Source organism: Aquabacterium parvum, assembly GCF_001447195.1.
GTDB classification, from domain to species: Bacteria; Pseudomonadota; Gammaproteobacteria; order Burkholderiales; family Burkholderiaceae_C; genus Aquabacterium; species Aquabacterium parvum.
In genome coordinates this window covers 1-369 of sequence record NZ_LFRI01000172.1, presented here as the reverse complement: position 1 = coordinate 369, position 369 = coordinate 1, and the positions used below count along the sequence as shown (strand labels likewise).

Genomic DNA, 369 nt, shown 5'->3' with positions numbered 1-369 from the left:
GTGTGCTCATCTTCAGGTCCTCAAAACTCCCAGAAACTGAGCGTCATTGCACACAAACCTGGGAGTTCTGACCATCCCCAGTTGCCAGGTTTGATCAGTGTTCATCGAGGATGTGGCAGTTTTGCAGGGCCGACTACCTAACTGCATACCCACTGTGAACTCTGCCGAGTCGGCACCGGCATATTGTTGTAGTAGGCGCCCAGTTCCGGTAGCCGCTTCGCCTCCAAGCAAGATCTGGGATTTTAACCACTTAAGTGGAATGGTCGACTCGGCAGCCCAAGGATGGCCGGGGCGAACAATGACAACCATCCTCTCGCGCCGCCATACTGTTGAGACGAACCCAGGACGTGAGTCCCACCACTCCATTAC

The 369-nt window shown here is 54.7% G+C and carries 1 protein-coding gene; it reads right to left on the bottom strand.

The window, feature by feature from the left end:
- Positions 1-12: 12 nt before the first annotated feature.
- On the bottom strand, positions 13-366 hold the full coding sequence (locus ABG80_RS23435) for a LysR substrate-binding domain-containing protein (protein ID WP_268760945.1): 354 nt from the start codon (positions 364-366) through the stop codon (positions 13-15).
- Positions 367-369: the final 3 nt, after the last annotated feature.

What these genes read in the sequence shown, in the direction of transcription:
- ABG80_RS23435 (WP_268760945.1), bottom strand. Translation starts at nt 366, where the DNA reads ATGGAGTGGTGGGACTCACGTCCTGGGTTCGTCTCAACAGTATGGCGG.